The organism is Methylocystis sp. Sn-Cys (genome assembly GCF_016745395.1).
In the GTDB taxonomy this organism is placed as follows: domain Bacteria; phylum Pseudomonadota; class Alphaproteobacteria; order Rhizobiales; family Beijerinckiaceae; genus Methylocystis; species Methylocystis iwaonis.
The window spans coordinates 305870-332417 of the sequence record NZ_JAERVJ010000001.1; the positions used below are offsets into that span (position 1 = coordinate 305870).

Below are 26548 nucleotides of genomic sequence, written 5' to 3' on the forward strand. Positions count from 1 at the left end.
GACGGTCAGAATGACATTGCCGACGTTCGGGAACAAGCGAGGCTCGGAACTGGGCAAGTCCTCCGGCCGGTCTTTGGCGTAAGCGTCGTCCCGCTCTGGACCGGCCGCGTTCGTCGGCGTGGATGGCCGGGACGAGCCCGGCCATGACGGTTCCCAAGGTCTGTGAACGCGAACCAAAAAGACAAAGTGGGCGCATCACTATGCGCCCACGCCTTACGTGTTCATCGAATCGAAGAAGGCCTGATTGCCCTTCGTCTCGCGCAGCTTCCCGAGCAGGAACTCGATGGCGTCGACCGTGCCCATCGGATTGAGGATGCGGCGCAGAACATACATCTTCTTGAGGATGTCCGTGGCGACCAGCAAATCCTCTTTGCGCGTGCCCGAGCGCGTGATGTCGATCGCTGGGAAGACGCGCTTATCGGAGACCTTGCGATCGAGAATGATCTCGCTGTTGCCGGTGCCCTTGAACTCTTCGAAGATGACTTCGTCCATGCGCGAGCCGGTGTCGATCAGCGCCGTCGCAATGATCGTCAGCGAGCCGCCTTCCTCGATGTTGCGCGCCGCGCCGAAGAAGCGCTTCGGCCGTTGCAGGGCATTGGCGTCGACGCCGCCCGTCAGCACCTTGCCGGAGGAGGGCACCACCGTATTATAGGCGCGGCCCAGGCGGGTGATCGAGTCGAGCAGGATCACCACGTCGCGACGGTGTTCGACAAGACGCTTGGCCTTTTCGATCACCATCTCCGCAACTTGCACGTGGCGCACCGCCGGTTCGTCGAAGGTCGAAGAGACCACTTCGCCGCGCACGGAGCGCTGCATGTCGGTCACTTCCTCGGGACGCTCGTCGATGAGCAGCACGATCAGATAGCACTCGGGATGGTTGGTCGTGATCGACTGCGCGATATTTTGCAGCAACACGGTCTTACCGGTGCGCGGCGGCGCGACGACGAGGGCGCGCTGGCCTTTGCCGATCGGCGCCACGAGATCGATGACGCGCGCCGAGAGGTCCTTCTTCGTCGGATCCTCGATTTCGAGCTTCAGGCGCTCATCGGGATAGAGCGGCGTCAGATTGTCGAAGGGCACCTTGTGGCGCACCTTCTCCGGGTCCTCGAAATTGATCGTATTGACCTTGAGAAGCGCGAAGTAACGTTCGCCTTCCTTCGGGCTGCGAATCATGCCCTCGACGGTGTCGCCGGTGCGCAAGCCGAATTTGCGAATCTGCGACGGCGACACATAGATGTCGTCTGGACCGGCCAGATAATTGGCGTCGGGCGACCGCAGGAAGCCGAAGCCGTCCTGCAATACCTCGACAACGCCCTCGCCGACGATTTCGACGTCGCGGCTGGCAAATTGTTTGAGGATCGCGAAAAGCAATTCCTGCTTGCGAAGCAGGGAAGCATTTTCAACTTCATGCTCCTCAGCGAAAGCAAGAAGCTCGGCAGCGGATTTAGCTTTTAAATCCGAAAGTTTGATTTCCCGCATGTGGGCCTTCGAAGGAGACAAGCGTTCAGGAGAGCGGGCAAGATGCGGGAAGACTTTTCCCGAGCGCCGGAGGGAATCGGCGGTCGTCGATACGACTATCTGCCAGAGGTAAGGTCACCTACATAAATCTTTTTCGAATCGGACGCAAGAGCGTTCAAAACGGCTTCACGATCACCATGACGACGATCCCGAACATGAGCAGCGTCGGGAGCTCGTTGATTATCCTGAAATAGCGAGCGGGATGGGTGTTTGCGTCTCCCGCGAACCGACCCAATAAAACGCCGTCGTGGATATGCATTGCCGTCAGCAAGACGACGAGCGTTGCTTTCACATGAAACCAGGGATGCTGAAACGCGCCGCTATCCACGGCCATGAACAGCCCCGTCAGCCAAGCGACGACCATCGCCGGGGTCATGATGACGCGGTAAAGCCTACGCTCCATAATCTTGAAGGTTTCCGACTGCCGGCCGGGCGCCGCCTCGGCGTGATAGACGAAAAGCCGCGGCAGATAGAGCAGGCCGGCCATCCAGGCGATGATGGCGATGACGTGCAAGGCCTTGATCCAAAGATACATAAACCCGCTCCAGCCCCGGTGAAATCAGCCGCGTCGCACCCGCGCCACGAGCCTCTCGACATTCTCGATCGGCGTCTGCGGCAAAATCCCATGGCCGAGATTGAAAATATGCGGTCGGCCTTTGAAGGCGTCGAGAACCGAATCGACCTCCCGATCGAGCGCCGCACCGCCGGCCAGCAGCGCCAGCGGATCGAGATTGCCCTGGAGGCACACGTTGGCGGCGGTTTCGGCCACGGCCCATTTGGGATCGAGCGCCGTATCGAGCCCATAGCCATCGGCATGGAGCTTTCTGGTGAGCGCAGGTAGCTGCGCATCGGCGCCGCGCACGAAAGCGATGACCGGCGTTTGCGGGCTCTTCTCCTTCAGCCGCGCGACCATGCGCGCAATCGGGCGCGCGCACCAGGCTTCGAATTCATTGGCGGGCAGAACCCCCGCCCAGGAGTCGAAAATCTGAATCGCTTCGACCCCGGCCGCGATCTGAGCGAGCAGATAATCGACCGAGGCGTCGACGAGCCGGTCGATGAGCTGCTGGAAAGCCTCAGGGTGGCGAAAGGCGAAAAGCCGCGCCGGCGCCTGATCCGGCGTGCCCTTGCCGGCGATCATATAGCTTGCGACCGTCCAGGGTGCGCCGCAAAAGCCGATGAAGGCGACGTCGGCGGGAAGCTCGGATTTCACACGGTCGATGGTTTCGAAAACCGGAGAAAGCTTCTCGATCTCGAATGCGCCAAGCTTAGTCACGCCCTCCGGCGTCTCGATTGGATCGAGCCTTGGGCCCTCGCCGCTCTCGAAGGAGACCGTCTGGCCCATGGCGTCGGGCACGACGAGAATATCGGAAAACAGGATCGCCGCGTCGAAATGGAAGCGGCGGATCGGCTGCAGCGTCACCTCCGCCGCCATGGCCGGCGTGTAGCAGAAGTCGAGGAAGCTTTTCGCCTTGGCGCGCAGCTCGCGATATTCGGGCAGATAGCGTCCCGCCTGACGCATCAGCCAGAGTGGCGGAACCTCATGCGCATTGCCGCGAAGGGCGGATATCAGGCGTTTTTCCTCTGACAATTGGTATTCCCCGCTTCGCTCGGCTCCGGTGAACCCAGACCTAGCCCGAACGCGATAAAATTAAAAACCCTTTAAAAAAGGGATGATTTACTTTTTATTAACCAATGCGCCGCAGAGGTTAATTTTCGTTAACACTTTGCCCACAGCCTCAGCTGAATCTGGATAAGTTGGGGCAGCCAGAGCCGGACAGCGGGAATAGGGCGTATAACACGTTTTTACAGTTATTTACGTCTATCCTTCCTTGTGGAAAACAGGCGCATTGGCTGTTTATGAGTCATGAGTCGCGGATTCACGGCGAATCCAGCGACAGGGAGAACCCTGTTGATGGATTGGGGCGGATATGCCCAGCAGTCGACAGGGTGGTCCTTGCGGCCGCATAATTGTCCCCGCTTTCCCTCCTTCCAGCCGAGCCTGTGGATCGAGCCCTTACCGTGAGCGACGTCGCTTCCTTCCCCTTCTGGCGCGCCTCCGCGCCGCTGATTCTCGCCTCCAAAAGCGCGGGCCGGCGGCAGGTGCTCGCGCAGGCGGGAATTCCCTTCGATTGCCGTCCCGTCGATCTCGATGAACGCGCGATCGAATCATCGCTCGGCCCGGTTGGCGCCGATGCGATCGCTCAGGCTTTGGCGAGAGCGAAGGCCTCCGCCGCATCAGTGGCTGAACGCGGGCGCCTCGTCTTGGGCGCGGATCAGGTCGCGAGCTGTGAGGGCCGGATTTTCGGCAAGCCGGAGAATAGGGAGAAAGCGGCCGAGCTATTGAGTTTCCTGTCCGGCCGCCGACACCGTTTGCATTCGGCGATCGCTCTGTGCCGGGACGGCGCAGTTTGCTTCGAGACCGTCGTCCACGCCGATCTCGCCATGCGGGAGCTGAGCGCGGCGTTCATCGATGATTATCTCGACGCGATGGGCGCGGCGGCCTTCACGAGCGCCGGGGCCTATCAGGTCGAAGGGCTCGGCGCGCATCTCTTCTCCGAGGTCTGCGGCGATCATTGGACCATCATGGGCATGCCGATCCTGCCGCTTCTCGACGCCTTGCGCCGTCTTGGCGCGCTCGCCGCGTGAGCCGGGCGATGTTGCGCGTCGGCCTGACCGGCTCCATCGGCATGGGGAAATCGACGACCGCGCAAATGTTCCGCGAGGCGGGCGTCCCCGTGCTCGATTCCGACCAGATCGTCCATGACCTCTATCGCGGCCCCGCCGTCGCGCCGATCGAGGCGGCCTTTCCGGGCGTGAGCGTCGATGGCGTCGTCGATCGCGGAAGGCTGGCGGCGCAGGTGCTTGCCGACCCACAAGCATTGAAACGTCTCGAGGCGATCGTTCATCCGCTGGTCTGGGCGGCGCGGGATGATTTTTTGAACGAGCAGGAGAAAAAGGGCGCGTCGATTGTCGTCTATGACGTGCCGCTCCTTTTCGAGACGGGGGCGGAAAAGAGCGTCGACGCGATTGTCGTCGTCTCTGCGCCGGAAGATGTGCAAAAGGCCCGTGTCCTGGCGCGGCCGGGCATGACGGAAGAGAAATTCGCGGCCATTCTCGCTAAACAGGTTCCGGACGCCGAAAAACGCGCCCGCGCGGACTTTATCGTGCACACCGAGAAGGGGATCGAAGCGGCGCGGCGGGAAGTGCAGGCCATTCTCGATGAGCTCGAAAGAAGAAGATGACCCGCCGCCGGGTAAAAGCGGGTGGCGAAAGGCGGTAGACTTTCTCGCCGATCTTCTCGACGGTCTGGAGTTCGTCGGATGGTTTTTGAAGCTTGCGTTCACCCTCATCCGCTGGGTGTTCGGCCTTCTGTGGCGCCTTGTCGAATGAGAGATTGAAGTCCGATGCGCGAGATTGTTTTCGATACGGAAACCACCGGCCTCGATCCTTTTAAGGGCGATCGTGTCGTCGAAATCGGCGCCGTCGAGATTTTGAATCTCATTCCCACCGGCCGCGTTTTTCACGTCTATATCGATCCTGAGCGTGACATGCCGGAAGAGGCTTTCCGCGTTCACGGGCTGTCACGGGAATTCCTCGCCCAGCATAAAAAATTCGCCGAGATCACGCGCGAGTTCATCGATTTTCTCGAAGACTCGCCGATGGTCGCCCATAACGCCGAATTCGACGTGCGCTTCATCAACGCCGAATTCGCGTTGCAGAAGCTGCCGCCGCTCGCGCCTGCGCGCATCGTCGATACGCTCGCCATGGCGCGCCGGCTGCATCCGGGAAGCCCGGCCTCGCTCGACGCGCTTTGCCAGCGCTACGGGGTCGACCTGTCGCGCCGCGACAAGCACGGGGCGCTCCTTGACGCCGGGCTGTTGGCGGAAGTCTATGCGGAGCTGCGCGGCGGACGCCAGGCGGCGCTCTCGCTCGCGACGGTCGGCCGCACGCGCCGCGCGCAGACTGGCGATCTGCTGCGCGCCCGTCCCGAACCCTTGCCGAGCCGTCTGACGGCGCAAGAAGAAGAGGCGCATCTCGCTTTTGTCGGGGGCCTCAAATCGGCGATCTGGGAAAAATATCTGCCCAAAAAACAAGAAGGCGGAGAGCAATCGCCCTCCGCCGCGTGAATCGTTTTATCCCGCTTGATGGGTTCAGCGTCACCAGACGCTCGCAAAGCGAGCGATCGGGAATCCAGAATAGAACTGGCGCTCTTGCGGCTCTGGATTCCCGGTCGGGCTTTCAGCCCGCCGGGAATGACAAATTCGAATGCGAGCTGCTCAACCGTTAACGGTGTGAATTAGAACAACCTCAGGCGTTCGCGACCGGCGGCTGAGCGGCGGCTTCGGCGGCCTTCTGCTGGTAAAGCGCGACGAAATCGATCGGGTCGACGTAGAGCGGCGGGAAGCCGCCGTCGCGCGTGGCGTCAGCTACGATCTGGCGGACGAAGGGGAACAGCAGGCGCGGGCATTCGATCATCACGATGGGATGAATCTGCTCCTGCGGAATGTTGATGAGGCGGAAGACGCCGCCATATTCCAGGTCGAGCTTGAACAGCAGGCCCGCGCCCTCGCCGGCCTTGGCGTCGAGGGTGAGCGTCACCTCGAAGTCGGCCGGGGCCAACTGCTTGGCGTTGACATTGACCTGAATGGAAATGTTCGGCGCCTGCTCTTGCGGTCCAAGAGAATTCGGGGCGTTGGGGTTTTCGAAGGAAAAGTCCTTCAGATATTGCACAAGCGCATTGAGGGCCGGAGCGCCGCCCTGCGCGCCGCCGCCGTTTCCATTCGTATCGGTCATTCGAGAATCTCCAGCCGTGCCGCCGGATGGCGGAAAGTGGGGCCCGCCTAACACGTCTCCCCATGCGGAACAAGGCAGGGAGGCGCCTCTTCGGAGGGCGGTGAGACGTCAGCGCGTCGGCGTCGGCGTGCCGCTGCGATAATCGTAGAAACCGCGCTGCGTCTTTTTGCCGAGCCAGCCCGCCTCGACATATTTCACGAGCAGCGGGCAGGGGCGGTATTTGGTGTCCGCCAGACCTTCGTGGAGCACCTGCATCACCGAAAGGCAGGTATCCAAGCCGATGAAATCAGCGAGTTGTAGCGGTCCCATGGGATGATTGGCGCCGAGCCGCATGGCCGTGTCGATCGCCTCGACCGATCCCACGCCCTCATAGAGCGTGTAGATGGCCTCGTTGATCATCGGCAGCAGAATGCGATTGACGATGAAGGCCGGGAAATCCTCGGCGACCGTCACCGTCTTGCCGAGCTTGGCGCAGAAACCTTTGGCCGCTTCGAAGGTGACGTCGTCGGTCGCAATGCCACGGATCAGCTCCACAAGCTGCATGCGCGGCACGGGATTCATGAAATGAATGCCGATGAAGCGTTCCGGCCGGCCGGTGATGGACGCAAGGCGCGTTATGGAAATCGACGAAGTGTTGGACGCGATGATGCCGTCCGGCTTCACGACCGTCGCGACGTCGGAGAGAATCTTGCGCTTGACCTCTTCATTCTCGGTCGCGGCCTCGATCACGATGTCGCAGTCGCCGAAATCTTGCAGCGTCGGCGCGGCCGAGACATGCGGCAGCGCCCTGTCGACGGCCTCGGGGGTGAGGAAGCCGCGTTCGACAGACTTCGTCATCTGCACGCCGACATCCTTGATCCCGGCCTCGACGCGTTCCGGCGTGATGTCGTTGAGCGCGACGTCCAATCCGGCAAGCGCGCAGACATGCGCGATGCCTTTGCCCATTTGCCCCGCGCCGATGACGCCGACTTTGCGAATTTCGAAGCTCATAGTTCGAACACCATTCCGAGAGGACCGCCGTCATAGGGCGGGACGGCTGCGATGCAAATGCGGCCAACATTGCAGTGCAATATAACGCGCGAATGGATCGAAAGAAAACCGGCAAGCTTCAAAATGTCAGGATCTCGCTCCCCGCCGCCACAAGGGGCGGGGAGCGTTATTCTTACTTGCCGAGCTTGGCGAGTTCCGCGTCGAACTCGGGGATCGCCTGGAAGAGATCGGCGACGAGGCCATAGTCCGCGACCTGGAAGATCGGCGCCTCTTCGTCCTTGTTGATGGCGACGATGATCTTCGAGTCCTTCATCCCGGCGAGATGCTGGATCGCGCCGGAAATGCCGACGGCGACATAGAGCTCGGGCGCGACGGCCTTGCCGGTCTGGCCAACCTGCAAATCGTTCGGCGCATAGCCGGCGTCGACCGCGGCGCGCGAGGCGCCAATCGCGGCGTTGAGCTTGGTCGCGACCGGGTCCAGCACCTTCTGGAAATTCTCCGCGGAGCCGAGCGCGCGCCCGCCGGAGATGATGATGCGGGCCGAGGTCAGCTCAGGACGCTCGGACTTGGCCAGTTCCTCGCTCTTGAAGGAAGAGACGCCCGGATTGGCGCCGCCGCCGATGGTCTCGACCGGAGCAGAGCCGCCTTCCGGCGCGGCGGCGAAGGCCGTCGTGCGGACGGTGATGACCTTCTTGGCGTCCTTGGCGCGGACCGTCTGCACGGCGTTGCCGGCGTAGATCGGGCGCTCGAAAGTGTCGGCCGAGACGACCTTGATGATGTCCGAAACCTGGGCGACGTCGAGCAGCGCCGCGACACGCGGCAGGACGTTCTTGGTCGCGCTGGTCGAGGGCGCGATGATCACGTCATAGCTCGGGGCGAGCGACAGAATGAGGGACGCGACCGGCTCCGCGAGCACATGGTCGAGCGCGGCGTCTTCCGCATAAAGAACTTTCTCGACGCCGGCGAGCTTGGCGGCTTGGTCGGCGGCGCCTTGCAGGCCCGGGCCGACGACGAGGATGTGAATCGGGCCGCCGATCTCTTTCGCGGCGGTGAGCGCCTTGGCGGTTGCGGGCGCAAGCGCGCCATTGGCGGTTTCAGCAAGAAGCAGAATGGCCATATCAGAGAACTCCCGCTTCTTTCAGCTTGGAGACGAGTTCGGCGACCGAGCCGACCTTGATGCCGGCGGCGCGGGTCGCAGGCGCGGCGGTCTTCAGCACCTCGAGGCGCGGCGCAATGTCGACGCCATAGTCGGACGGCGCCTTCACGGCGACCTCCTTCTTCTTCGCCTTGATGATGTTGGGGAGCGAGGCGTAGCGCGGCTCGTTGAGGCGCAGGTCGGTCGTGACGACCGCCGGAAGCTTCAGGCTCACCGTCTGCAGGCCGCCGTCGATTTCGCGCGTCACGTCGACCGAGCCGTCGGTCAGATCGACCTTGGAGGCGAAAGTGCCCTGGCCCCAGCCGAGCAAAGCGGCGAGCATCTGGCCGGTCTGGTTGCTATCGTCGTCGATCGCCTGCTTGCCGAGGATGATCAGGCCCGGCTGCTCCTCGGCCGCGATCTTGGCAAGGATCTTGGCGACGGCGAGCGGCTCGACCGTCTCGTCGGTCTTGACCAGAATGCCGCGGTCGGCGCCCATGGCGAGGCCGGTGCGCAGCGTCTCGTCCGCCTTGGCCGGGCCGATGGAGACGACGACGACCTCCGTCGCCTTGCCGGCTTCCTTCAGGCGCAGCGCCTCTTCGACGGCGATTTCGTCGAAGGGGTTCATCGACATTTTCACATTGGCGAGATCGACGCCTGAACCGTCTGGCTTGACCCGGATTTTAACATTGTAGTCGACGACCCGTTTGACGGGCACGAGAATTTTCATCGCGCGACCTCTGGAGATGAAGAGCGGACGCGGCGCGTCCCGCTAAAAACTGTGGCGGTCTGGTAACGGGGGCGCGCGCGCAAGTCAAACGGGGAGGTCAAGCCTCTTTTTCAAGCCCCTTCAGTTTTCGGAAGGGGTCTCTTCCGGCGGCAGGGCCGGAGGCGCAGACGACGTCGTGGTCGGGCGAGGCAATCCCCGATCGAAAAGTCTATGGCTGCGCCGCTTGAAAAATGGCGTCAGCACGAGCCCCGCCGCGATGCCGCCGACATGCGCCATCCAGGCGACATGGCTTTCGCCGCCGCCCCAACTGGCGTTCAACAGTTGGAGCAGAATCCAGGCGCCGATGAAGATAAAGCCGGACGCGTGGAACGAGAACAGCGGCGGCTTCAATCCGAAAAGCGGCCGCAGCGGCGAGCGGGATTTCTCCGCAAGCGTGATGAGCCAGAAGGGAAACATCACGAATGTGAGCGGCGGGAAAAAGCCTGTGACCGTAGTGCGCGGATAGAGCAGCAGAAAGGCTGCGCACACGCCCGATATGGCGCCTGAGGCGCCGACGAGCGGCACGATGGACTGGGGCGTCGCATAGACATAGAAGGCGCCCGCCACCACGCCGCAGCAGAGATAAAACAGCAGATAATGCAGCGAGCCCATGGCGTCTTCGACATTGTCGCCGAAGACATAGAGGAAGAGCATGTTGCTCGCGATATGAAGCAGCGAGGAGTGGAAGAACAGCGAGGTGACGAGCGTCGCCGGCGCCGGCGGGCCGACGATCCAATCGGCAAGATCGGCCTCGCCGAACAGCACGCGCGGGATGATGGCGAAACCGCGCATGATGGTTAAGGGATCGCCGAAGAACTCGCTGTAGACGACTGCGAAAACCAGAATATTGAGGACGATCAGCGCGTGATTGACGATCGGCCGCTTGAGATGGCGCAGGGGCGCGTCGTCGTAGAGCGGCATGACCATCGCAAAAACCTCACCGGCTGGAGCACGATAGGCCTAACATAAGCGCGCCAGCGCTTCTGTCACGCCCGCTGGAGGCGGGGCCGCAGCCAGGCGATCGCCTGCGTGCGCAGGCCGGCGATGTCGAAGGCCGCAACCATCACGCCATAGATGGCGCCGCCCGAGAAAATCTGCAGCAGCAGCGTCGCAAATCCCGGCGCCATGCTGCGCAGCGGGAGTAGCGCGATGAACATGACGCCCGTGGCGACGATCGCCGCGAGAAGATCCCAGAACGACGGCCAGACGGGTTGCGCCCGCAGCGCGAAGAAAATCGTCGTGGCCAGCGCCGCCAAATAGCCGCCGGCTTGCGCGACGGCGAGGTTGGAGGCGTCTTTCCCCCAGGGTAGAGCGAAAAGCAAGGTCAGCGAGACCACGGCTGCGGCGAGCGCCGCCGCGATCAGCGGCCCGGTGCGCTTGCTGATCTGGAAAACGGGGTTCAAGCCGAAGTTGATGATGCCCATGGCGAAAAGCCCCGGCATCAGCAGCCCGAGATAATGGCCGAAGGGGCCGCGGAACTGCGCGGGCACGATCAGCGCCTCGACCGAGGGCAGAACGAGCCACAGCCCGGCGCAGGCCGGCAGCAGGAAGGCGAAGACGACGCTCATATTGTGCGCGACCTGAACGCGGGCGCGATCTTCGCCATGCTCCTCATGGGCGGCTACGGCGATCTGAAACAAGAGCACGTCGAACGCCGAGCCGAAGGCCGTGATGGCGCGCATGCCGAGGTCATAGGCAAGGGAGAACTGGCCGGTCTCGGCGAAGTCGTAGACGCTGGCCACGATCGAGCGCGCGGCGAGGGGCATCGATGTATACAGAAGGTGGGCCGCGACGATGGGCGCGCTATAGGCGATGAGCAGCTTCGCGGTCTTCGGTTGGGCGCCCAAGCAGTGTGCGTCTGGATCGTGCAGCGAGGCGCGCGTGAGAAACACCGAGCCCAGGAGGCTCGCAACGCCGCCTGCGAGCGCCACGCCGGCCGAGTGGAAAATGAAGGCGCCGCCGCCGAGCAGGATAAAGGCGAGGATATTCTTGACGAAGACGAGCCTTCCATAGGCGCCGTCCTCGAAACGCGCGCGGGCGAGGGCGGTCGAATAGTCGAACAGGCCGTTGGCGGTCGCGGTGAGGAGCGCAAGCAGGATCAGCTCGCTGTCGAAGTCGAGCTCAGGGCCGACGAGCGAATAGAGCAAGGTGCTCAGCGCCAGAAAGACGCTGACGACGACGAAGGAGGTCCCGAGGGTCGAACGGATGACGGGCTCGTTCTCGCGCGTGCGCTGGGAATAGAAGCGCGTCGCCGAGAGCCGCAGCCAGTCGTAGAGCGCCGTCTGCACCACGACCGCGATGGAGAAAGCGAGCGCGAAGCGGCCATATTCCTCCGGGCCGAGGAATTTCGCGACTATCAGGCCGATGATGAAATTGGTGGCGGTGTTGGCGAGAAAGGCGAGGAGGACTTTCAAAGGCCCCCTCCCCAGCCCTCCCCCGCTAACGCGGGAGAGGGAGTCAGAGCGCCGTCTGCATCAAGGGACCCACTCACGCGGATCGTGAGCGTCCCCTCTCCCGCGGAGCGGGGGAGGGACAGGGAGGGGGCGTGAAAAATTCCCAACCCGTCCATTTCCTGCCTACGCGCTCCAGCGCCCAAGCGCCTTCAGCTCTTTGAGCGCCTGTGCGTCGCGGGGCGTGACGTCGGGATAGTCCGGGTCCGCGGTAGCGGGGTCGAAATATTTCCACGAGCGGGCGCATTTGACGCCGTTTGCGCGGCTCGGAACGACGGCGACGCCCTTGACCTCAGGGAGGCGGAAGGCGTCGGCAGGGCCCTCGCCCGTCTCGATCACGATGTCGGAGACAATGCACACTTCCGCGAAATCGACTCCGTCCAGCGCAGCGCGCAAATGGCCGTCCGCGACATAGACGATCGGCGCCGCCTCCAAGGAGGAGCCGATGCGCTTTTGCGCGCGTTCGATTTCAAGCGCGCCGGTCACCACCGCGCGGATGGCGCGCACGCCCTCCCATTTCTTCGCCAGCGCGTCGTCGCGCCAGTGCGAGGGAATATCCGGGAAGCTCTCGACATGCACCGAGAGGGCGTCCGCATAGCGCGCGAGCCAGGCTTCCTCCGCCGTGAAGACGAGGATCGGCGCGAGCCATGTCGTCACGCAGCGGAAGATACGCTCGATGACGGCGAGCGACGCTTTGCGTTTCACGCTCGACGGCGGCTCGCAATAAAGCGCATCCTTGCGGATGTCGAAATAGAAGGCCGAGAGATCGCTCGTCATGAAGGGCGTGAGCAGCGCCACGACCCGCTTATAGTCATAGGCCGCATAGGCGACGCGGATTTGCGCATCCATCTCGACGAGACGATGCAGCATCAGCCGTTCGAGCTCGCTCGCATGTTCCAGCGCTGCGTCATCGTCCGCGCCATAATGCGCGAGCGCGCCGATCATCCAGCGCAGCGTGTTGCGCAATTTGCGATAGAGATCGACGAAGGTCTTGAGAATCTCGGGGCCGACGCGCAGATCGTCGGCGTAATCGGAGGCCGCGACCCACAGGCGCAGAATATCGGCGCCCGAATCCGAGATCACCTTCTGCGGCGCGACGACATTGCCGAGCGACTTCGACATTTTGCGCCCCTTCTCGTCGAGCACGAAGCCATGCGTCAGCACGGCGTCATAGGGCGCGCGGCCGCGCGTGCCGCAGCTTTCGAGAAGAGACGAGTGGAACCAGCCGCGATGCTGGTCCGAGCCTTCAAGATACATCACCTCGTCGTCGCCGCCGTCGCGCTTTCTGTGGAGGCCAGCAAGCGCGGGGAAGCTCTTCGGATCGTCGAGCACGAAGGCGTGCGTCGAGCCCGAATCGAACCAGACGTCGAGAACGTCGGCGATCTTTTCATAGTCGTTCGGATCATAGTCGGGCGCGAGGAAGCGCTCGGCGGCGCGCGTCTCGTACCAGGCGTCGGCGCCTTCCTTCTCGAACGCTTCGACGATGCGGGCGTTCACGCGCGGATCGACGAGGATCTCATGCGTGCCCTTCTTGACGAAGACGGCGATCGGCACGCCCCAGGCGCGCTGTCGAGACACGACCCAGTCGGGGCGATTGGCGATCATGCCGCGGATGCGGTTCTCGCCCGCCGCGGGGGTCCATTGCGTGCGGGAGATTTCTTCCAGAGCGATCTCGCGCAGCGTCGGCGCATTGGACCGCGGGCCTTCAGGCCCGCCCCCATGCGCGCCTGAAGGCGCGCGGTCAATGGGCTTGTCCATCGCGATGAACCACTGCGGCGTATTACGGAAGATGACCGGCTTCTTCGAGCGCCACGAATGGGGATACTGGTGTTTGAGGCGCCCGCGTGCGATGAGATTGCCGGCTTTCACCAGCTCCGCCATCACGGCCTCATTGGCGTCGCCCTTCTCGCCCTTTTCGGTAAGCACGCGCTTGCCGGCAAAGCCCGGCGCTTCCTTCGTATAGAAGCCGTCTTCGTCGACCGTATAGGGGATGCGGTTGTCGATGCCGGACTCGGCCAGACGCCGGCCGTTCGCCATCCAAATGTCGAAGTCCTCGCGGCCGTGGCCCGGCGCCGTATGCACGAAGCCGGTGCCCGTGTCGTCGGTAACGTGATCGCCGTCGAAGAGCGGCACGTCGAAGGCATAGCCCAGATGCGCGAGCGGGTGGGCGCAGATGAGCTCCGCGAGCGTTGACGCCGGCACATCGCGCAACCGCTCGAAGCCGTCGACCTTGGCGGCTTTGAAAACATCTCCCGCCAGCTTGTCGGCAAGGATGAATTTGGCGCCTGGGAAGGCCCAATTGTTCTCAGGCGCCTCGGTCACGCGATAGAGGCCATAGGCGATTTTGGAAGAGAAGGAGATCGCGCGATTGCCCGGCAGCGTCCAGGGCGTCGTGGTCCAGATCACCACGCGCGCGTCAGCAAGGTCCTCATCCGCGCCACGTGGGATAGGAAACGCCACCCACACCGTATCGCTAGTGTGGTCCTCATATTCGACTTCCGCTTCCGCCAGCGCCGTCTTCTCGACGACCGACCACATCACGGGCTTGGAGCCGCGATAGAGCAAGCCGTTCTCGGCGAATTTCATGATCTCGCGGGCGATGATCGCCTCGGCCGGATAGGCCATGGTGGCGTAGGGGTTGTCCCATTCGCCGGCGACGCCGAGCCGTTTGAACTCCTCGCGCTGGACCCTGAGCCAGTTTTCGGCATAGGCCCGGCACTCGCGCCGAAACGCGATCATCTCGTCGGGCTGCGCGAAATCGGGCTTCTTCTTGCCCTTGGCGCGGTAGTTTTCTTCCTCGATCTTCCATTCGATCGGCAGGCCGTGGCAGTCCCAGCCCGGAACATAGACGCAGTCCTTGCCGGTCATGCGCTGGCTGCGCGTGACGATGTCCTTGAGGATCTTGTTCAGCGCATGGCCGATATGGATGTTGCCATTGGCGTAGGGCGGGCCGTCGTGCAGCGTGAATTTCGGCCGACCCTTGGCGGCCTCGCGCATTTTGGCGTTGAGGCCGATCTCCTCCCAGCGCTTCAGGAACTCGGGCTCCCGCTGTGGCAGGCCGGCGCGCATCGGAAAATCCGTGACCGGCAGATAGAGGCTCTTGGAATAGTCGGGCCCTTTGGGCGTGTCGTCGTTCATGGGGTCTCGAAACCGGGGTCGGGCGGCGCCGGGACGGCCGGCAAGGTCCGCGTCACATAATGGATTTGGAAAGGAAGCGCCAATCGCGCCAAATACCCGGAACCCGCGCGAGCGCAGCTCAAGCGCGGACCGGGCCGGTAATTCGTATGCGCCGCAAAATCGCCATGCCTCTCTTTAGCAAGGGGCGCGGGGGTCGGAAAGCCTCAAAAAAATCTAGCGCAGCCGGCGGAAGGGTCCAAGGCCCAAAGCGTTCGCCACCCAGGCGCCCGCGCCGAGCAAGGCCACGGCCGGGACGAGGATGAGCAGGAGCCCGGAGAGGAAAAACAGGCAGAGGCCGACGAAGAGCAGCAGGCCGGCGCCGACCAGCATGCTCTGGAACGGGCCGAGCTTGACGAACTTAACCTCGCTTTGGCCCGAGGAAATCCAGACGCGTGAGGTCGGGAAGCCGTCGTCCTCCGCCTCGGCGCGCGATTTCTGACCCGGCGGGATGATTTCTATGTCGCCTCTGCGTTCGTCGCTCATCTTCATTACCCCTCGGATGCGAAGATAGGGATTGGCGAACCCCGCTGCAATGCGGCGCGTCTCAACGCAGGGGTCCGAATTCGGGTTGACGAGCAGACGTGTTCCCGCGTCAGGCCGCGCTTGTCGCGGCTATCCACGCCGCCGACGCGGAAAGCTGAGAGCGTGAGCCGGAATAACGCCACTTATTCTCCCCGCGTGTCGCAATGTTCTGGCGTGGATGCCCGCGACAAGCGCGGGCATGACGCGGCTGCGTAGGTTCGTTAACCTGGATTCGGAACCCTGTTTCTCGACGCCGCCGCCCGCCGGCCGTCATTGCGCGCGAAGCGAAGCAATCCAGGGCGTCATTGTGGCTCTGGGTTGCTTCGTCGCTTTCGTTCCTTGCAATGACGGCCCTCTACCGGTCGTCACCGCCAAGCGTGGTAGCGCCGGCGCTCGGGCGCCCGCAGCGTCCGCTCGACCATGGGCGCCATGCGCGCCGCGATGTAATCCGAGCCCAGCACATTAGGATGCTTGTTGTCGTCCTGGATAAGCGCGGGGTTGTTGTAGACGCCGTCGAGGAAGAAGGGATAGAGCGCCACTTTGTGCTGGGCGGCGAGCGTCGGATAGACCCAATCGAAGCGCAGCTTATAGGCGAGGTCGCGGCGGCGGGGGTACGACAGCATGCCGGCGAGGATGACCCGCGAGCCGCGCGCCTTGCTGTAGCGGACGATGGCGTCGAGATTCCGATAGACGACGGCAGGGTCTTCCTGCTGCAGCATGTCATTACCGCCGAGCTCGACGATGACGGCGTCGGCGCCATAGGCGAAGGCTTTGGGCAGCCGCTCGAGCGCGTCGCCGGTGGTGTCGCCCATCTCGGAAGCGTCGAGAACTGCGACATTTCGATCGCGCATGTGGAGCCGCCGGTTGAGCGCCCAGGGGAAAGCGGTCCCCTCCGGCAGATTATAGCCGGCGCTCAAACTGTCGCCGATGATGAGCACCCGCTTGGGCTGCGCCTGCGCGCTCGGAGGGAGGCCGGCAAGCGCGGCGAGAGAAAGGAAAGCCGCAAAAAGACGCGCGCCGCTCATGTCTGATCCTCCTGGCGTTAGGACTAGGAGGCTAGGGCCCCTGGCCCTCGGGCCAAGCGGGGCAGGCGCAGGTTTCAGCGGCGCGAGAGAATTTCCCGCGCCTTGACGCAGTCGTCCTCCATCTGGGCGATCAGCGCTTCGATGCTGTCGAATTTCGCCTCGCCGCGGATAAAGCCGAAAAAGGCGACCTCGACCTCTTTGCCGTAGAGATCGCCCGAGAAGTCGAAGAGGAAGACCTCGAGCAGCGGCGGGCCGTTATCGAAGGTCGGCCGGCGTCCGAAATTGGCTGCGCCGTCGCGCAGGACGCCGTCCATTTCCATCGTGACGGCATAGATGCCGTGTCGCAGCCGGTTCGAGGCATCGAGCGCGATATTGGCGGTCGGGAAGCCGAGCAGCCTTCCGCGCTTGTCGCCGTGGCGGACGACGCCGCGCACAAAGTAAGGGTGGCCCAGGAGACGACGCGCCAGTTCGACGTCGCCTTTTTCCAGCGCCTCGCGCGTGGCGGTGGAGGAGACGGCTTCCAGGCTTCCCTCCTCGTCCCGAGTGATGCGGTCGACGATCTCGACCGCAAAGCCCAGCCGCGCGCCTTCCGATTTGAGGAAGGCCGCATCGCCCTTGCGGCCGGCCCCGAAACGGAAGTCATAGCCCGCGACGACAGCCGAGAGACCCAGCCGCTTGGCGAGAATGTCCCGGGTGAAATCCTCGGCAGGCCGGGCGGCGAATTCCTTGTTGAAGGACAGAACGATCATCCCGTCGAGCCCGAGCCGCGCGGCCTGCGCCGCTTTGGCCTCAGGGGGCGTCAGACGGAAGATCACCGGCTTGCCAGCGAAAATATCGGCCGGATGCGGCTCGAAGGTGAGCAGGACGCAGGGCTTGCCGAGCTTCCTGGCCAGCGCCTGGGCGTGCGCGACAACGCCGCGATGGCCGCGATGCAGCCCGTCGAAATTGCCAATGGCCGCGACGGCGCCTTCGAGCCCGGCGGGGGGGCTCATAGGGTCTCGGGCGAGGATGAACGATGATTGCGCCACGGCGGCCGCGCAGCTTACGCCGTCGCCGGCTTCTCCGCCGCCGGCCGCATCGCCTGCTCGCGGGACGGCACCATTACCGCCGCCTCGCCGTCCAGCACCACCTTACCGTCGACAAGGCATTCGCATTTGAGCTTGGCGCGACGGCCCTTTTCGACGAGCTCCACCACCTCGACCACGACCGTGATCACGTCGCCGATCTTCACCGGCGCGCGGAAGTTCAGGGTTTGCGAGAGATAGACCGCGCCCGGCCCGGGCAGATACATGCCGATGACGGTCGAAATCAGCGAGGCCGTATAGAGCCCGTGCACGATGCGCTCGCCGAAACGCGTCTTTGACGCGAAATGGTCGGAGAGATGGATCGGATTGCGGTCGCCCGACAGATCGGCGAAGGCGATCACGTCGTCGTCCATCACCGCCTTCATCAGCGTCTCGCGCATGCCGACGCTCAGGTCTTCGAAATAATAGATTTTGAACGGCGTCGACATGTAGTCACCAGATCGTTTGACGGGGCGGGCCAGGGGCCCATTTTCCCCCTTTTACCAGAAAACTTCGCTAGCCAAAGCCACAGGACGCGCGCCCGCAAGCTCTGTCAAGCGCGCGAGCGCGTCACGATCCACGGCTCCGCCATTCGGGCGCAGCTCCTCGGCGTGCACCCCGTCGGTGACGAAGACGCAATCGAGCCCCGCCATCCCGGCGCCGGCGAGATCGGTCAGCGCGCCGTCGCCCATGGCGAAGACCCGGCTCTTATCGACCGCGCCGCCCCGCAGAGCGGCCAGGCGTTCGAGGGCGGCGGCGTAGATCGGCGGATGCGGCTTGCCGAACATCAGCACCTTGCCGCCCATCGCCGCATAGCGATCGGCGAGCGCGCCCGCGCAATAGACGATGTCGCCGCCGATGGCGACCACAATGTCCGGATTGGCGCAGAGCATGGTGAGATCGCGGGCTTTCAGCGCCGCGAGCCTTTCGTCGTAATCCTGTGGAATCTCCTCGCGCTCGGCGAAGAGGCCGGTGCAGACGACGTAGTCCGCCTCCTCGGGGGAAACCTTCACGACCGGAGCGCCGAGGCGGCGGCCTGCTTCCTCGAAGAGGCCGTTGTCGCGCGGCGGACCAAGATGATAGCAGGCCTGCCCCTTGCGCGAGACGATCTCGCGCAGCGTCAATTCGCCGGCGGAAACGAGATCGTCGAACGTGTCTTCCGGCAGGCCCAGCCCCAAAAGCTGCCGACGCACTTCGGCGTCCGGCCGCGAGGCGTTGGTGATGAGCACCACCCGCCCGCCCTGCGCGCGGAAACGCCGCAAGGCGTCGGCGGCGCGCGGAAAATGCTTCTTGCCATCGATGAGCACGCCCCAGACGTCGCACAGCAGCGCGTCATAGCGCCCGGCAAGCTCATGCAGACCGGCGATCATGGGAACGTCCGTCAAAAGCGCGCCTCCAAAAATGCGTCGGCGTGGGCTTTTTCCGCGATGGGAAGGAAGTCGCCCGATTGCTCGTCGAGCGCCAGCAGCTTTCCATCCGAGACGCTGAAAAAGGCGCCGTGGAGCGTGAGATAGCCGCGATGCTCCAAAACCTGCACCATGGGGAAACTGCGCAAATTGATGAGGGTCTGCTTGACCGACTCGAATTCGAGCCGATGCAGATAATCCTTATCTTCGGGATCGGGCTCCCGGCCGAGCCGTTCGGCGGCTGGCGCAAGCATTTTGATCCAGTCGCCGACGAAATCGCTGTGGCTCAGCCGCGGCGTCTCGGGATCGGCGGCGATCATCGCATAGGCCTTCACGCCGCCGCATTGCCCGTGGCCCAGCACGACGACGTGCTGAACTTCCAGCGCCATGAGCGCATATTCGAGCGCGGCCGACGCGCCGTGGAAGTGATCGTCGGGCTCGTAAGGCGGCACCAGCGCCGCGACATTGCGCAGGACGAAAAGTTCGCCTGGCCCTGCGTCGAAAATCGACTCGGGGTCGACACGCGAATCACAGCAGCAGATCACCATGGTCGTCGGTTTTTGACCCTCTTCGGCGAGCGCGCGAAAACGCGCCTGCGCCGAGCGGAAGCGGCCGGAAAGAAAAACCTCGTATCCTTCTATAAGGCGCGGCGGGAGGCCGCCCTTTTTCGCGGGGCCGGGTGCGGCTGCCATCGATTGTTTCCGAGATGTGAATGGCGGAGACGCCTCTTATTGTGTAGACCAGCCGGCACGGCAAGAAAAAGATGAACCTACCACCCGAGCGAGCTCAAAGATGATTTCGAAACTGAAACGCAGCGTCCTGGCCATGCCCGGCTCCAACGCCCGCGCGCTGGAAAAAGGCAAAAGCCTTCCCGCCGACGTTTTGATGTTCGAGCTCGAAGACGGCGTCGCCGAGGGCGCCAAGGCCATGGCGCGCGAGCAGGTCGCCTCGGCGGTGACGGGCGGCGGCTACGGCCAGCGGCAGGTGGTGGTGCGCGTCAACGCGCGCGGATCGGAATGGTACAAGCCCGACATTTCCGCGATCGCGCCGACGGGGCCGGACGCCATCGTCATCCCCAAGGTCAATTCCCGCGACGACATTCTGAAAGCCGCCGCCGATCTTGTCGCGGCCGGCGCGCCCTTCAAAACGAAACTCTGGGCGATGATCGAGACGCCCCGCGCCATCTTCGACATCGAGAAGATCGCCAGCGCGTCGGACGATCCGGCTTCGCGCCTCGAAGTGCTGGTGCTCGGGCCCAATGACATCGCCAAATCGACCCGCGCGCGCCTGACGCCCGGCCGGCCGGCGCTCCTGTCGTGGCTCTCCGCCGGCGTGCTGGCGGCGCGCGTGCACAATATCGAGATCATCGACGGCATCTACAACGATTTCAACGATGAGGCGGGTCTGCGGCGCGAGGCCGAGCAGGGCCGCGATATGGGCTTCGACGGCAAGATGCTGATCCACCCGAACCAGATCGGGCCGGTCAATGAGATTTTCGCGCCGAGCGCCGAGGAAGTCGATTTCGCCCGCAAGATCATCGCCGTCTTCGACGAGCCGGAAAACGCCGAGAAGGGCGTGGTGCAGATCGACGGCAAGATGGTCGAGCGGCTCCATCTCGATATCGCCCGCCGCACCCTGGCGCTGATGGAGGCCGCCGGCTGACAAGCGGATGCCGGCGCATTAGCCTGTTTCGCGCGCAATCTGCGTACTTTATACCTGCTTCACCCATGGGGTGAAACGCAGCGAGGACGATCAGCATGGCGGCGCCTGAATCAGAGGTGACGAAGGATCAAGCTTCCGAGGTCGAGGCCCCTGTGGCGACGGAGGCGCAAGTCCCGCCGGCCCGTCCGCCGGGCAAACGGCGCTCGGGAGGCGTTGCTTCCAAGCTTGTCGTTTCGACCCTGGCCTTGCTGGTCGCGCTGGGCGCCGCCGGCTATGGCGCGCTGACCTTCCGGAACGTGGATCCGCGCGTCGGCGAGGTCGCGACTCAAATCGACGCGGGTCTCGTCGCGGCGCAGGGAGCTGTCGATAAAGCGCGGGGATTTCTCGACGATCTGACTGGATCGGCCAAGCCCGCGCCCAAGGCGCCCTCGCGCCACGCCTTGCTCGACAAGGCGCCGCTTGCGCCCGCTCCTGCCCCGGCTCCGGCTGAAACCGCGCCGCCGCCTCCAGCCGAACCCGTGAAGGAGCCCGAAAAGCCGGTCGAGGCTCCCGCGGCGGAGACCAAGCCCCAGGACATACCGGAGCCTTCTCAAAAGCCTGTCGAAACCGTCGAGGAGGCGCCGGCGCCTTTGCCGCCGCCTGCCCCTGCCGCTGCGCCCGTCGAGACGACGAAGCCCGCGCCCGTCGCCAAGGGCGAGGCCCGCGACGCCGACGGCTTCACCGACCGCGACCTCATCTCCGCGCTCGAAGGCCGCATCGAGGCCATGAGCGACGAAATCCAGGCTCTGCGGCAGAAGCTCGAGGCGCCCAAGAGCGAAGCGCGCGCCGCTCCCGAGACAGAGGTTTCCAAGACCGAAGTATCCAAGGTCGAGGAGGCGCCGAAGCCCGCGCCGGCGCCGGTCGTCGTCCCTGTCGTCGACACGGCGAGCGCGAAAGTTGTGGTCGCTTTCGCGCTTCAGCGCGATCTCGAGGCCGGCAAGCCCTTCACTGAGGAAATCGCGGCGCTTTCCCGCCTCGACGCAGAGCCCGCGCCGGCTTTGGTCGAGTTCTCGGAAAAAGGGGCGCCGACCGGCGCACAGCTTCGCGAGTCGCTGCGTGGGGTCGCCAAGAAGCTCGAAGCGCATGAGGCCCATTCCGGGGCGGCGCATGAAGGCGGCAATCTGACCGGACAACTGCTTGAGAGCGCAAGCAAGCTCGTGAAGGTCCGGCCAGCGGGAGAAGCTCATCCGGAAAGCGTCGCCGGCAAGGTTCAGCGTATCGAAACCGCGCTCGGGCGCAATGATTTCGCCGACGCGGAAAGCCTTTACGACAGCCTGCCGGACGAGGCCAAAGCAGACGCCAAGGGATTCGGCGAAACGCTTCACCAACGCAGCGAGGCGGCCAAGGCGGCCGATGATCTGCTGCGCGGCGCCATAGCGGCGATCGGCAAGAAATAAGCGGGAGCGAAGGTCATGCTATTCGTTTTCTTCTTCATCCTCGCCCTCGCCGCCGCCGCCTACGGGCTCGAATGGCTGATTCAGCAGCCCGGCTCGTTGACGCTGGAATTCGCCGGAAATCATATCGAGACCTCGATCCCCGTCGCGATCGGCGGCCTGCTGGCGCTCACCGCCGCCGTCATCCTGGTTTGGGCGATCGTTATCGCGCTGGTGCGGCTTCCCGGCCGCGTGGCCGGCGGCTCGCGTGAGCGTCGCAAGGCGAAGGGGCTCGACGTGATCTCGCAAGGGTTGATCGCCGTCGGCTCCGGCGACGCCGCGCGCGCCCGCAAGGCGGCCCAGCTCGCCGAGAAGCTCCTGCCCGAGGAGCCGCTGACCCAAATGCTCGTCGCCCAGGCGGCGCAGCTCTCTGGCGACCGCGCGACGTCGGCCAAGGCTTTTCATAAAATGACGCTGAAGCCGGAGACCAAGCTGCTCGGCCTGCGCGGGCTGCATATCGAGGCCAAGCGCCGCGAGGACGCCGAGGCGGCGGCGCATTTCGCCAACGCCGCCCATGAGATCGCGCCCCTGCCCTGGGCCGGCTCCGCCGTGCTGGAGCATCTCGCCGCGTCCGGCGATTGGGAGAAGGCGCGCGAGGCGCTGGAGAAAAGCGTCAACGCCAAGGCGATCGACCTTGCTTCGGCGCAGAAGCTGCGGGCGGTCATCGAGACGGCCATGGCGGTGTCGCGCGAGCGCGAGCATCCCCATGATGCGCTGCATCTCGCCCGCCAGGCTCTGAAGCGCCGGCCGGGCTTCGTTCCCGCCGCCGTGACCGCCGCCCAGGTGCTCATCCGCCACGGCGATTACAAGCAGGCGGCCAAGCTCATCGAGGGCGTCTGGACCGCTTCGCCGCATCCAGAGCTTGCGGCCCTCTATCTCGAAGCGCTGCCGGGAGAATCGAATAGCCAGCGGGTGGCGCGGGTCGAAAAGCTCGCCAAGCTTGCGTCCCAGGCGCCCGCAAGCCGCCACATCGTCGCCGAGGCGGCGCTCGCGGCCCGCGATTTCGCCAAGGCCCGCGAGGCGCTCGCGCCGCTCGTCGCCGAGGGGCAGCATCCGAGCGCTCATACCTGCCTGCTCATGGCGGAAATCGAAGACGCCGAGAACGGCCAGAGTGGACAGGTGCGCGAATGGCTGGCGCGCGGCAGCCGCGCCCCGCGCGACCCTGCCTGGATTGCCGATGGGGTGGTCTCCAAGCACTGGCTGCCGATGTCGCCCGCCACCGGCCGGCTGGACGCGTTCGAATGGAAGACGCCGCCGCATTCGGCGCCGCAGCTCGCAGAGGAGGGGCGTCGCAATATTCCGGCCGCTTTCTTGGCCGCGCCGGTGGAGAAGCCGGCGCTGACGGCGGCTCCCGCCGAAACTAACGCGTGATACTTTTTCCGTTTGAATAGCTCGCATGGGGACTTGTCATTCCCGGCGGGCTGAACGTCCGACCGGGAATCCAGAGCCGCAAAAGCGCCGGTTTTGCTCTGGATTCCCGATCGCTCGCTTCACGAGCGTCGGGAATGACAGCTTGGGCGACCGCGGAAATCAGCCGACGCGGTGGCGATCCGCGCGGCGGATCTGCACGTAAAGCGCGCCTTCGCCCCCGTGATGGCGCGCCGCTTCGCCGAAGCCGACAACGACGTCGCGCAGGTTCGGCGCCTGAAGCCACATTGGCACGACGCGGCGCAGCACGCCGCCCTCCTCGCGCGAGAGGCCCTTGCCGGTGACGATGATCGCGACCTTGGCGCCCTCCGCCTGCGCGCGGCGCAGGAAGGCGTTGAGCGCGCGCTGGGCCTCGTCCTGCCGCATTCCGTGAAGATCGAGCTTGGCGCCGACCTCCAGCCGCCCCCGCTTGATCTTCACCCGCGTGCGATGGTCGATCTCGACGAGAGGCGTCGCCGGCTTGGGCGCCGGCGGCCGGTCGCGATGGGCGACTGGCGCGGGGGCCTTCTCACGCACCGGCTCGGGCGCGCTTGCCGGCGCGGGCGGCTCGGCGACAGGAGCAGGCCGCGCCCGGAAAGGGCGCACGCTGGCGGTGACAATCGACCAAAGCTCGGACTCGGCGCGAGTCAGCCGGCGGGAATAGCGTCGCCTGTCGTCGCTCACGGCAATGGGTCCTTTTTGGGTAGGAAAACGTGGAAATCCGCTTCATGCCTGACGCGGCCCGCCAGCGCGCCCGCGCGTGCGCCTGAGCCAAAAAACAGATCGGCGCGCGCCGCCCCTAAAATCGCCGATCCGGTATCCTGCGCAATCATCAGCCGCGCGAAACGGGTCGGCGCCTCGCCCTCCCAGGGAACGCGCGCCGCGATCCAGAAGGGGAGGCCGTAACACCAGATCGACCGATCGACGGCGATGGAGCGCAGCGGCGTGAGCGCCGTGCCTTCGCCCCCGATCGGCCCGAGCGCCCGGTCTTTCGATTCGTCGATGCGGAAGAAAACATAAGAACTGTTTTCCTGCATCAGCCTTCGTCCAGGCTGGCCGGGGCCGACGCCCATAGCGCGCAGAGCCGCTTTCAGCCCCTCCAGCGACATGGCGCCTTCGGGCATGAGCCCGCGCTCGATCATCAATCGGCCGATCGAGGTGTAAGGCCAACCGTTGCGGCCGTCATAGGTGAGCGCGCGCGCGGTTCCGTCCGGAAACCGTAATCGGGCGGAGCCTTGCACCTGAATGAGGAAGAGCTCGACCGGGTCTGCGACATAAGCGAGCGGGACCGACCCCGTCGCCGCCCCCTCTTCCTCGATCTCGCGTCGAGGCGGATAGGGAATGAGGCTCCCATCCCTCAGACGCCGTGCGCTCGTGAGCGCCTCCCCGGACGCTAGGGAAAGCGGCGCGTCGTTCAATGTGACGAGATCGGACGGGCGTGAGAGCGCCGGGGTCTCGAAACCGGGCTCGGGGGCGCGGCGGGCTTCGACCTCCGGCTCGTAATAGGCGGTGACAAAGCCCTTTTTGACGAGGCGAAACGGCTCGAACCAGCGCCGAAAGAAGGCGGCGCAGGACTCTGGCCCTTCGAGCGCCGTGCGCGCCGCGGCGATCAGCTCCGGCGGCGGCGGACAGGCTGGCCGCTGTTCCTGCGCGGCTTCGAGAATGCGCTCGGCGGAGCGCCGGAAGACGGGAAAAGCGGCGTCGAGATCGTCCTCGCCAAAGCCCGCAATCGCATCGAAGGCGACCGGTTCGAGATCCGACGGCGGACGCACGGAATCACACGGCGCGGGTGGCGACGAGCTTCCAATTCGGGTCCGAGGCGCGCGGGTCGCGTGCGAAGGTCCACAGCTCTTCGACCGGCATGGTGGCGCCGCCTTCGATGACTTCGCCCGCCTTGTCCTTGCGGATATTCATCAGCCGCACGGCGAAACGGACGGTGATCTCATTGAGGCGCGGCGCGGCGCTGGCGGAATCGACCAGCGCCGAATCGATGGCGACGATCGCCGTCTCCACCGTCTCCCCGACCGCCTCGCGGCGGGCGATCTCGCCGGCGAATCCGTCGAAGACGTCCTTGGCGAGGAGTGGGCGCAGCGCGTCGCGGTCGCCCTTGGCGAAAGCGCCGACGATCATCTCATAGGCGCGGCGCGCGCCGTCGACGAACGCTCTGCCGTCGAAGCGCGGATCGGCGGCGGCGATGGCGTCGAGGCCCGTGATCGCCTCGGCGCGATTCTCGGCGACGCCCTTCCAGCGATCCTCCGGCCGCACCGCCGGCAGATCATCGGCGGGCGCGGCGCCCGGCAGCGGGGCTGGCCCCACCGGCGCGCGGCGCGGCTCGAATTGCGTGGGCGGGGGCGCGTCGCGGTCAACGCGCATGCCGAGCACGGAGCGCAGCTTCCACACTACGAAAATGGCGAGCGCCGCAAAGACGATCAGCGACGGGTCGAAAGGTTCGCCGCTCGGCGACATTGGTCACTCCCGGATTCTTCTCTTGTCGGCTAACATGTCGCCGCTCACATGTCACGAATCAAGGCCGGCTCCGCGCCCAATCGGGCGTGCGCGGCCAAGCGTTTGCGCGCGCGGGAGTGTTTCACGAGTGACCGACAGGACGAAGCTCATCGGCTTGGCGCTCGGCCTTTGGCTCGCGCTGGAAATTCTGGCCTTCGCCTTCGTCCTGCGCGCGGTCGGGCTCCTCGCCGCGATTCTTCTCGGGCTCGGCACGACTGCGCTCGGCCTTTCGGACGTCAAGGGGCTCCTCGCCGTCTGGCGGGAGCGCGGAAAATGGCGCGCGGAGGGCGCCATGCTCGATGGGGCGATTCAGGCGTTTGCCTCTTTCTTATTGATTTTGCCGGGCTTCGCCTCCGATGTCGCGGGGCTCGCGCTGAAATCGCCGTCCGTGCGCTCTGCGGTGCTGAGCCGCATCCGGAACCGTGGGAGGAGCCCCCACAAGCCGGCCGGCCCGCAGACCATCGACCTCGCGCCGCACGAGTGGAAACATCTCACCAAAAGCGGCCGCCCCAAGCGCAAGCGCAAGAAGCCGGATGAGGGCGGCAAGAGCGGCGATTGGCGGCGAGAGTGACTGTCTAGCCGTCATTGCGAGCGAAGCGAAGCAACCCGGGAGCCGTAATGGCTGCCCTGGGTTGCTTCGTCGCTTCGCTCC

At 64.7% G+C, this 26548-nt stretch carries 27 protein-coding genes; 8 read left to right on the plus strand and 19 right to left on the minus strand.

Going from position 1 to position 26548, the window contains the following annotated elements; translation table 11 throughout:
- Positions 1-213 precede the first annotated feature (213 nt).
- From rho to hemE, 3 genes are all read right to left on the minus strand, one after another.
- Positions 214-1479, minus strand: a complete 1266-nt coding sequence (gene rho / locus JJT62_RS01430) for a transcription termination factor Rho (protein WP_202070901.1) — start codon at positions 1477-1479, stop codon at positions 214-216.
- Between the two features lie 154 nt (positions 1480-1633).
- Positions 1634-2053 carry a protoporphyrinogen oxidase HemJ gene (hemJ, locus tag JJT62_RS01435; RefSeq protein WP_202070902.1) on the minus strand — a complete coding sequence of 140 codons (420 nt, stop codon included), beginning with the start codon at positions 2051-2053 and terminating at the stop codon, positions 1634-1636.
- Positions 2054-2077: 24 nt separating this feature from the next.
- Complete coding sequence (gene hemE / locus JJT62_RS01440; protein WP_202070903.1) at positions 2078-3106, minus strand: uroporphyrinogen decarboxylase; 1029 nt, start codon at positions 3104-3106, stop codon at positions 2078-2080.
- Between the two features lie 431 nt (positions 3107-3537).
- On the opposite strand from hemE, the gene JJT62_RS01445 reads away from it, so the two are divergent.
- The 4 genes from JJT62_RS01445 to dnaQ are packed head-to-tail and all read left to right on the plus strand — an operon-like array spanning position 3538 to position 5645.
- Positions 3538-4164, plus strand: a complete 627-nt coding sequence (locus JJT62_RS01445; RefSeq protein WP_370568463.1) for a nucleoside triphosphate pyrophosphatase — start codon at positions 3538-3540, stop codon at positions 4162-4164.
- A gap of 8 nt (positions 4165-4172) precedes the next feature.
- Positions 4173-4760, plus strand: a complete 588-nt coding sequence (coaE, locus tag JJT62_RS01450) for a dephospho-CoA kinase (RefSeq protein ID WP_202070904.1) — start codon at positions 4173-4175, stop codon at positions 4758-4760.
- Positions 4738-4908, plus strand: a complete 171-nt coding sequence (locus JJT62_RS01455; protein ID WP_202070905.1) for a hypothetical protein — start codon at positions 4738-4740, stop codon at positions 4906-4908. The genes coaE and JJT62_RS01455 overlap by 23 nt, the downstream gene beginning before the upstream one ends.
- Positions 4909-4922: 14 nt before the next feature.
- Positions 4923-5645, plus strand: a complete 723-nt coding sequence (gene dnaQ, locus JJT62_RS01460; RefSeq protein ID WP_202070906.1) for a DNA polymerase III subunit epsilon — start codon at positions 4923-4925, stop codon at positions 5643-5645.
- Positions 5646-5826: 181 nt separating this feature from the next.
- Here dnaQ and secB read toward each other — a convergent pair whose 3' ends face one another.
- From secB to JJT62_RS01525, 13 genes are all read right to left on the minus strand, one after another.
- Positions 5827-6312 carry a protein-export chaperone SecB gene (secB, locus tag JJT62_RS01465; RefSeq protein ID WP_202070907.1) on the minus strand — a complete coding sequence of 162 codons (486 nt, stop codon included), beginning with the start codon at positions 6310-6312 and terminating at the stop codon, positions 5827-5829.
- Positions 6313-6420: 108 nt separating this feature from the next.
- Entirely contained in the window at positions 6421-7302 is an 882-nt protein-coding gene (locus JJT62_RS01470) for a 3-hydroxybutyryl-CoA dehydrogenase (protein ID WP_202070908.1), read from the minus strand.
- Between the two features lie 172 nt (positions 7303-7474).
- Positions 7475-8419, minus strand: a complete 945-nt coding sequence (locus JJT62_RS01475) for an electron transfer flavoprotein subunit alpha/FixB family protein (protein ID WP_202070909.1) — start codon at positions 8417-8419, stop codon at positions 7475-7477.
- Position 8420: 1 nt separating this feature from the next.
- Complete coding sequence (locus tag JJT62_RS01480) at positions 8421-9167, minus strand: electron transfer flavoprotein subunit beta/FixA family protein (protein WP_202070910.1); 747 nt, start codon at positions 9165-9167, stop codon at positions 8421-8423.
- Between the two features lie 120 nt (positions 9168-9287).
- Positions 9288-10133, minus strand: coding sequence for a rhomboid family intramembrane serine protease (locus tag JJT62_RS01485; protein WP_202070911.1), 846 nt, complete (start codon positions 10131-10133; stop codon positions 9288-9290).
- A gap of 59 nt (positions 10134-10192) precedes the next feature.
- Entirely contained in the window at positions 10193-11620 is a 1428-nt protein-coding gene (locus JJT62_RS01490; protein WP_202070912.1) for a lipopolysaccharide biosynthesis protein, read from the minus strand.
- 162 nt (positions 11621-11782) lie between these two features.
- A complete protein-coding gene (ileS, locus tag JJT62_RS01495; protein WP_202070913.1) occupies positions 11783-14794 on the minus strand; it encodes an isoleucine--tRNA ligase in 3012 nt (1003 codons plus the stop codon).
- 213 nt (positions 14795-15007) lie between these two features.
- Complete coding sequence (locus JJT62_RS01500; protein WP_202070914.1) at positions 15008-15316, minus strand: hypothetical protein; 309 nt, start codon at positions 15314-15316, stop codon at positions 15008-15010.
- 404 nt (positions 15317-15720) lie between these two features.
- The gene (locus JJT62_RS01505; protein ID WP_202070915.1) at positions 15721-16380 is read right to left on the minus strand and encodes an arylesterase; all 660 of its coding nucleotides are present in this window, start codon (positions 16378-16380) and stop codon (positions 15721-15723) included.
- Between the two features lie 74 nt (positions 16381-16454).
- Complete coding sequence (locus JJT62_RS01510) at positions 16455-17372, minus strand: bifunctional riboflavin kinase/FAD synthetase (RefSeq protein WP_202070916.1); 918 nt, start codon at positions 17370-17372, stop codon at positions 16455-16457.
- A gap of 50 nt (positions 17373-17422) precedes the next feature.
- Positions 17423-17893 carry a MaoC family dehydratase gene (locus tag JJT62_RS01515; RefSeq protein ID WP_202070917.1) on the minus strand — a complete coding sequence of 157 codons (471 nt, stop codon included), beginning with the start codon at positions 17891-17893 and terminating at the stop codon, positions 17423-17425.
- Between the two features lie 51 nt (positions 17894-17944).
- A complete protein-coding gene (locus JJT62_RS01520; RefSeq protein ID WP_246744645.1) occupies positions 17945-18829 on the minus strand; it encodes a TIGR01459 family HAD-type hydrolase in 885 nt (294 codons plus the stop codon).
- A complete protein-coding gene (locus JJT62_RS01525; protein WP_202070918.1) occupies positions 18826-19542 on the minus strand; it encodes a carbonic anhydrase in 717 nt (238 codons plus the stop codon). Before JJT62_RS01525 ends, JJT62_RS01520 begins: the two co-directional genes overlap by 4 nt.
- Before the next feature lie 100 nt (positions 19543-19642).
- Between JJT62_RS01525 and JJT62_RS01530 the strand changes: the two genes are divergently transcribed.
- From JJT62_RS01530 to JJT62_RS01540, 3 genes are all read left to right on the plus strand, one after another.
- Positions 19643-20512, plus strand: coding sequence for a CoA ester lyase (locus tag JJT62_RS01530; RefSeq protein ID WP_202070919.1), 870 nt, complete (start codon positions 19643-19645; stop codon positions 20510-20512).
- A gap of 95 nt (positions 20513-20607) precedes the next feature.
- Positions 20608-21948, plus strand: coding sequence for a COG4223 family protein (locus JJT62_RS01535; protein WP_202070920.1), 1341 nt, complete (start codon positions 20608-20610; stop codon positions 21946-21948).
- A gap of 15 nt (positions 21949-21963) precedes the next feature.
- On the plus strand, positions 21964-23355 hold the full coding sequence (locus tag JJT62_RS01540; protein WP_202070921.1) for a heme biosynthesis protein HemY: 1392 nt from the start codon (positions 21964-21966) through the stop codon (positions 23353-23355).
- A 159-nt stretch (positions 23356-23514) separates the two neighbouring features.
- Here the strand turns inward: JJT62_RS01540 and JJT62_RS01545 are convergent, their stop codons facing one another.
- The 3 genes from JJT62_RS01545 to JJT62_RS01555 are packed head-to-tail and all read right to left on the minus strand — an operon-like array spanning position 23515 to position 25857.
- Positions 23515-24075 (minus strand): Smr/MutS family protein, encoded by a 561-nt coding sequence (locus JJT62_RS01545; RefSeq protein ID WP_202070922.1) that lies wholly within the window; start codon positions 24073-24075, stop codon positions 23515-23517.
- Complete coding sequence (locus JJT62_RS19445) at positions 24072-25163, minus strand: MltA domain-containing protein (RefSeq protein ID WP_202070923.1); 1092 nt, start codon at positions 25161-25163, stop codon at positions 24072-24074. Before JJT62_RS19445 ends, JJT62_RS01545 begins: the two co-directional genes overlap by 4 nt.
- 4 nt (positions 25164-25167) lie before the next feature.
- Entirely contained in the window at positions 25168-25857 is a 690-nt protein-coding gene (locus JJT62_RS01555) for a Tim44/TimA family putative adaptor protein (RefSeq protein ID WP_202070924.1), read from the minus strand.
- Between the two features lie 127 nt (positions 25858-25984).
- Here JJT62_RS01555 and JJT62_RS01560 point away from each other — a divergent pair, with 127 nt between their 5' ends.
- Positions 25985-26467: an FxsA family protein gene (locus tag JJT62_RS01560; RefSeq protein WP_370568464.1), complete on the plus strand. Its 483-nt coding sequence runs from the start codon at positions 25985-25987 to the stop codon at positions 26465-26467.
- The last annotated feature ends 81 nt before the right edge of the window (positions 26468-26548 follow it).

Coding starts and splice junctions, on each gene's coding strand:
- rho (WP_202070901.1), bottom strand. CDS start 1,479: ATGCGGGAAATCAAACTTTCGGATTTAAAAGCTAAATCCGCTGCCGAG.
- hemJ (WP_202070902.1), bottom strand. CDS start 2,053: ATGTATCTTTGGATCAAGGCCTTGCACGTCATCGCCATCATCGCCTGG.
- coaE (WP_202070904.1), top strand. CDS start 4,173: ATGTTGCGCGTCGGCCTGACCGGCTCCATCGGCATGGGGAAATCGACG.
- JJT62_RS01455 (WP_202070905.1), top strand. CDS start 4,738: ATGAGCTCGAAAGAAGAAGATGACCCGCCGCCGGGTAAAAGCGGGTGG.
- dnaQ (WP_202070906.1), top strand. CDS start 4,923: ATGCGCGAGATTGTTTTCGATACGGAAACCACCGGCCTCGATCCTTTT.
- secB (WP_202070907.1), bottom strand. CDS start 6,312: ATGACCGATACGAATGGAAACGGCGGCGGCGCGCAGGGCGGCGCTCCG.
- JJT62_RS01470 (WP_202070908.1), bottom strand. CDS start 7,302: ATGAGCTTCGAAATTCGCAAAGTCGGCGTCATCGGCGCGGGGCAAATG.
- JJT62_RS01475 (WP_202070909.1), bottom strand. CDS start 8,419: ATGGCCATTCTGCTTCTTGCTGAAACCGCCAATGGCGCGCTTGCGCCC.
- JJT62_RS01480 (WP_202070910.1), bottom strand. CDS start 9,167: ATGAAAATTCTCGTGCCCGTCAAACGGGTCGTCGACTACAATGTTAAA.
- JJT62_RS01485 (WP_202070911.1), bottom strand. CDS start 10,133: ATGGTCATGCCGCTCTACGACGACGCGCCCCTGCGCCATCTCAAGCGG.
- ileS (WP_202070913.1), bottom strand. CDS start 14,794: ATGAACGACGACACGCCCAAAGGGCCCGACTATTCCAAGAGCCTCTAT.
- JJT62_RS01500 (WP_202070914.1), bottom strand. CDS start 15,316: ATGAGCGACGAACGCAGAGGCGACATAGAAATCATCCCGCCGGGTCAG.
- JJT62_RS01505 (WP_202070915.1), bottom strand. CDS start 16,380: ATGAGCGGCGCGCGTCTTTTTGCGGCTTTCCTTTCTCTCGCCGCGCTT.
- JJT62_RS01510 (WP_202070916.1), bottom strand. CDS start 17,372: ATGAGCCCCCCCGCCGGGCTCGAAGGCGCCGTCGCGGCCATTGGCAAT.
- JJT62_RS01515 (WP_202070917.1), bottom strand. CDS start 17,893: ATGTCGACGCCGTTCAAAATCTATTATTTCGAAGACCTGAGCGTCGGC.
- JJT62_RS01525 (WP_202070918.1), bottom strand. CDS start 19,542: ATGGCAGCCGCACCCGGCCCCGCGAAAAAGGGCGGCCTCCCGCCGCGC.
- JJT62_RS01530 (WP_202070919.1), top strand. CDS start 19,643: ATGATTTCGAAACTGAAACGCAGCGTCCTGGCCATGCCCGGCTCCAAC.
- JJT62_RS01535 (WP_202070920.1), top strand. CDS start 20,608: ATGGCGGCGCCTGAATCAGAGGTGACGAAGGATCAAGCTTCCGAGGTC.
- JJT62_RS01540 (WP_202070921.1), top strand. CDS start 21,964: ATGCTATTCGTTTTCTTCTTCATCCTCGCCCTCGCCGCCGCCGCCTAC.
- JJT62_RS01555 (WP_202070924.1), bottom strand. CDS start 25,857: ATGTCGCCGAGCGGCGAACCTTTCGACCCGTCGCTGATCGTCTTTGCG.